Here is a 4,873-nt window from a genome sequence, read left to right as displayed (position 1 = left end):
CTCCGATATATCGAATTTGACAACTACGCGGCCCAACTCGCGCGGCGCAAGATGTTTGGTTCACAAGCCATTTCCGTCATATTGCAGGATGCCGATCTCTTTTATCACCATGTTGGTTGTGAAGGCTTTCGGGACGCCATCCAGGACGTGGCATCTTGCATTCAAGGCGCCGCAGATGGCATGGATTTTGTTTTCTCATACCGTGGCAAAGGCGTTTTCCTAATTATTTTGCATGGCCAGAAAGTGACGGATTCCATCCTTGGAACAGTAAGTCTTGGCGAGATGATAGGCGCGCAACTAAGACAGCATGTAACGGATGAGCGTGTCGAGGTCCTGGCAGGAGAGCCGGTATCGATGCGCCTGTTGTCCCGGAGCACCGCGACCGGAGCACTTAAAAGAGCCATTGACTGCGCCAAGGATCTTGAAACCGAGATACGGAAAAACGACTACGCGAAAAGTTTCGATGTAGACGGCTATTGTCTCCCTCCGAAAAAGGGGAAAAAGCGGGTTTATGAACGCGTGTTGCGAGAACTATTTGGTGAAGACAGCTATCTGAACATCGAGTAGATTTTTCGCGAGAACTGTTTCCCGCTCCAGCTTGGCACCGAGTGTTGACAGGGTACACTTCAACCCCACCCACAACAGATCACCGACCATTTGCCCGGATATTTCCGCTGCCCTTGCCGAACATGACGCGCATGGTTAACACTCCTTTGGCATCCGTTTCGATTGCGGAAGTAATAGGGACGAGCCCCACGGCACGGTCGTATCGTTGACTGGATGTTTTGGGCTGAGTTAATGAAATCGTTTCCGAATTTTTCTGGTGGCTATGTTTGAGTCTTGCAACGCCCTCATATGGGGTGTGGAGGTGAAAACAAAAGCCAATGGTTGGCAATTTGGGGTGGGGGTGATGATGACGACACCAGTGTCATTCGAGGCGGTGCCAATTGCGGCCAAGCTTGCAACAAAACCCGTCGGGCTGATGGAGTTTGCGCGGCTGGCCGGACGAAATATGCTAGAGGTCATTCCAATTGAAACCTCGGTCGAAACCTACGTTCGGGGGCCTTTGAATATTCACTACATTTGTGATCCCGAAATTATTACGGAACTTTTAGTCGGTAGTGGGCGACATTTTCCGAAGGCCAAATTCACCAAGGACATTATCGGTTCAGCAGTCGGTAACGGTCTTATCTTGGCTGAAGGTGAAAAATGGAGAAAACAGCGTCAGCGGTATTCCCCTTTGTTTGCGGCGCGGAACTTGCCGCTTCTGGCAACACATTTTTCTGAAACCGGCATCGAGGTCGCGGATTCCTTATGTGAAGGGCACGGGATTGTAGACGTGACACAAATGGCGCCGGCCTCCACCATTACGAATATTTCACGGGTCATCTTTTCCGGGAACGAAGAGGTGTCGGCGGAAGAAATAAGGGCCGGGCTGAAGATATACTTCGAATACATCTCAGAGATTTCGCTTTTTGATCTTATGCGGTTGCCGAAATGGATTCCGCGGCGGAAATGGTTGCGGAGTAAAAAGCCAGTTAGAAATATGCGAGTTCTTGCGCGGCAGGTCATCGAAAACAGGCGTGAGGAGAACCGGGACATTCCGCAGGATTTCCTGGACTTGATGATTGCGGCGCTGGACGATGACTATGAGGATATCGCGACTACGGTTGACAATCTGCTCACATTTGTCGTCGCAGGGCATGAGACATCCGCCAATGCGCTGGCCTGGGGATATTATCTTTTAGCGCTGTATCCCGAGGTGCAGACGATGATTCGAGAGGAGATTTTGTCCATCTGTCCCGACGGGCCTGTGACGTTTGACGATATTCAGAAAATGGATCTGCTGAGGGCACATATCAATGAGACGCTGCGTCTCTATCCCTCGGCTGCATTTTTTGCCCGCGATGCCGCGAAAAACCTGACGATCAAGGGCATTACGTTCAAGAAGGGGGATGCACTCTTCTTTCCCGTCTATTCACTTCATCGCAACGAGAAACTCTGGAAAGAGCCGAACCTCTACCGGCCCGGTCGATTTCTGACCGACAAGTTTCCTCGTGGTCAATTTATACCTTTCGGAGCCGGGCCAAGGGTTTGTATTGGCGCACAATATGCAGAAACCGAAATCATGGTTCTGATTGCCAGTGTTCTGCGCAAGATCGAATTTTCGTTGACCGATGTTCCCATTCCACGTCCCGTTCTGACGTTCACGATGCGCCCGGAAGGACCGATGATTCTGAATGCGACACCTGTCTGAACGGTCTTACGGCAAGAGAAGATTTTGCGTGTACTCGCAAATTCAAGCTGATCTGTTCTATCGAGTGAAATGCAAAATGCTCAAGGCAGTTCTGGTGGCACTCTGTGGGCGAGAAATTCAGTGAAAAAGGTGGTCCCGCATCCAATTTCGCTTACGTAGTCAAGTATGCCGTTATGGTGTTCCACAATCTCTTTCGAGATATTCATTCCCAAGCCACTTCCTGCCGCTCGTCGCTGGTCGGAAGAATCCAACTGGCTAAAGCGACCGAAAACCTTGCTTTCTGCTCCGTCGGGGATTCCGCAGCCTGTGTCTTTCACGTAAATTCTGACCTTGTCGCCGATGCTCTCGTATCCAACGGTCACTGTTCCCCCCTCCTTGGAGAACTTTGCCGCATTTGAAATCATGTTCGCCATGACCTGCATGAGGCGGGTTTCATCCCCTTCGATCACCAAGGGGGTGTCCTCGGGGCATTCCTCGACAAGGGTTACATTATGCGCGGTCGCATAGCCGACGTTGCTGTTGACCGCTTCACTGACAAGAGCCTGAACGCTCAGGAAGTCCTTGCGATAGTTCATTTCCCCGGCTTCGATTTTTTGCAGGTCAAGCACATCGTCGATCAGATTGGACAAGCGTTTGCTGTTTTTGCCAGCCATGTTCAGAAGACTCTTCATATTTTCCGGAATCTCGCCCATCGCGCCAGAATTCAGAAGGTCAAGCGATCCCCTGATCGAGGTAAGTGGCGTGCGAAGTTCGTGGCTGACCGTCGATATGAATTGGGACTTTACGATGTAGGCGGCTTTCGTTCGCTCATGTTCCTGCCTGAGCGCCTCTAGCTGTGCCAGATTTTTTTGATATAGTCTCAGAAAGACGATTGAACAGTCGATCAGAAAATACATCACAAAGATGACCGTGAAAAAGTGCAGCCAAAGCTCTGAATCCAAGCTGGGTTGCGATATCCAGATATCCGTGAATACGATGACCAAAAAGGATAATCCGTACATTGCCAACCTGATGCCCAACGCCAGCACCAGTTGGTGGTTGTTCATGGCAGCAAACAGTGCAGCCGCAAAAAGAAAGAATAATGGCGTGAAATGGCCACCGAGTTCCTGTTTGAAGGCAACGGATACGGCATAGAGACAGATTGCAGCAGAGCTTAGGATCGTATTCAGAAGAATCCATACAAGGCTGGAGTGTATGGCCCGCTTTTGATTCACGTGCAGCCGTCTAACACGTCTGGCAATTATGATATCCTGAAGTTCGCAAAAGACGATCGTGCAATAGAAGATCGCGGCATTGACAGCATCAAAGTAAAAAGCCGTCAGCAGTGTGGTCGCAAGATAGATGGCCTGACGCTGCCAGAGCAGCGCGAATGCGCCCCAAGTATAGTCTTTCAGGTTTTGAAGCAGTTTGGCGTCGGCCGCCGAAGCCGAATCTTTCGGCTGATCAACTCCAGAAAGCCTCATGATTTGACCTGTCTAAATTTCTGTTATCTTTTAAACGAGTAGTATTGTCACATAATCTTATGGAAGGAATGGGTCTGCTTTCCGGTTAAAGTTTGTCATTCTGTCTGAAATGTGCCGACGTCAGGCAGTAAGGGCCAGGCCAGAGCTCATCAAGCATTTTTGACTAGTTTGTAGTCTGATGATCTCGCTTTAGTTGCATTTTCCCGTTGATGCGTATCTTTGGGCGTCTTTGAAGCGCCGGAGCAAGCGGTGCGTGCCTAGCGCTTCACTACCTGCCAGTCACGCTGGATATCCACTTGCGGAGCTTTGAAAGAGTAATCGGGTGGCACCCTTCATCAATTTCTGTCTGATCAATGAGCGCAGGAAACTTGTCATGTCTTGATTGCGACCTTGGCTTACTGCTTCCGTTTATGTCTGTTGCGTCATTCTTTCTCGCGTATTCACTGAACACAGCATTAACCTCTCTTATTAATTGGCGATCTAATGCTGAAACCATTTGCTGGGATACTTTGGCATAATTTGGGCAAAATTGTCCTGATCGCGCCTTGGCTGTGGAAACAGTATGTTTCAGAGATTAACCTGAGCCCCTAGCTCTACACAAAACTGGATGAAATTCAGGGACTCAGGTAAATGATGACGAGGCGCTTCGTGCATCAAGGTGATCAATGAGGGACAAGACAAAGCTGCAATCTGGCGTGCATAATCCGTCGGAGAGCTGTTGAAGTTGATGATCGGGAAAGGATCTTTTTCCCACATCGTCAACAGGGCCTGACTATAGGTTCGCCAGAGATCAAACAGCGGGGCATCCTTAGTGAAGTCGGTTTGCCGCGCGCGTAGCGATCAAACAACTTCCGCCGGGTGACGAAGCGATGCAACAAACCGAGGTTTGTTCAGCCGATCCAGCTAAGGCTCGTTCAGCAACAGCATCCTTGGGGCCTTGATGCCCCACCGACCGCCATTTGGATAAGTTTCCAGCAGGTTATCTTCACGTGGTTTCTTGCTCATCGCTAACCTCTCAGATGTGACGCAGCACTTGCTGCTTATCTCTGCTATAGCGACGGCGTGATTGGGGATGTGTGGCGGGAAGAGGCCGACACGCTTTTCTACATCGTTCTTTTTTGTAGAACATCGGCCTCACTGTAAGCGTTAGCTG

At 50.0% G+C, this 4,873-nt stretch carries 3 protein-coding genes; 2 read left to right on the top strand and 1 reads right to left on the bottom strand.

Features of this window, described 5'->3' with window-relative positions; genetic code table 11:
• Together AC221Y_RS20345 and AC221Y_RS20340 are read left to right on the top strand one after the other, a co-directional pair.
• A partial coding sequence (locus AC221Y_RS20345) for a hypothetical protein (protein WP_486708212.1) occupies positions 1-567 on the top strand: 567 nt, incomplete at its 5' end.
• 343 nt (positions 568-910) lie between these two features.
• Entirely contained in the window at positions 911-2,257 is a 1,347-nt protein-coding gene (locus AC221Y_RS20340) for a cytochrome P450 (RefSeq protein WP_486708211.1), read from the top strand.
• A gap of 80 nt (positions 2,258-2,337) precedes the next feature.
• On the opposite strand, the gene AC221Y_RS20335 is transcribed toward AC221Y_RS20340, so the two are convergent.
• The gene (locus AC221Y_RS20335; RefSeq protein ID WP_486708210.1) at positions 2,338-3,720 is read right to left on the bottom strand and encodes a sensor histidine kinase; all 1,383 of its coding nucleotides are present in this window, start codon (positions 3,718-3,720) and stop codon (positions 2,338-2,340) included.
• Between the last annotated feature and the right edge of the window lie 1,153 nt (positions 3,721-4,873).

Source organism: Boseongicola sp. (assembly GCF_057460485.1).
This window is presented reverse-complemented; position numbering and strand designations above follow the sequence as displayed.

Coding starts and splice junctions, on each gene's coding strand:
- AC221Y_RS20340 (WP_486708211.1), top strand. CDS start 911: ATGATGACGACACCAGTGTCATTCGAGGCGGTGCCAATTGCGGCCAAG.
- AC221Y_RS20335 (WP_486708210.1), bottom strand. CDS start 3,720: ATGAGGCTTTCTGGAGTTGATCAGCCGAAAGATTCGGCTTCGGCGGCC.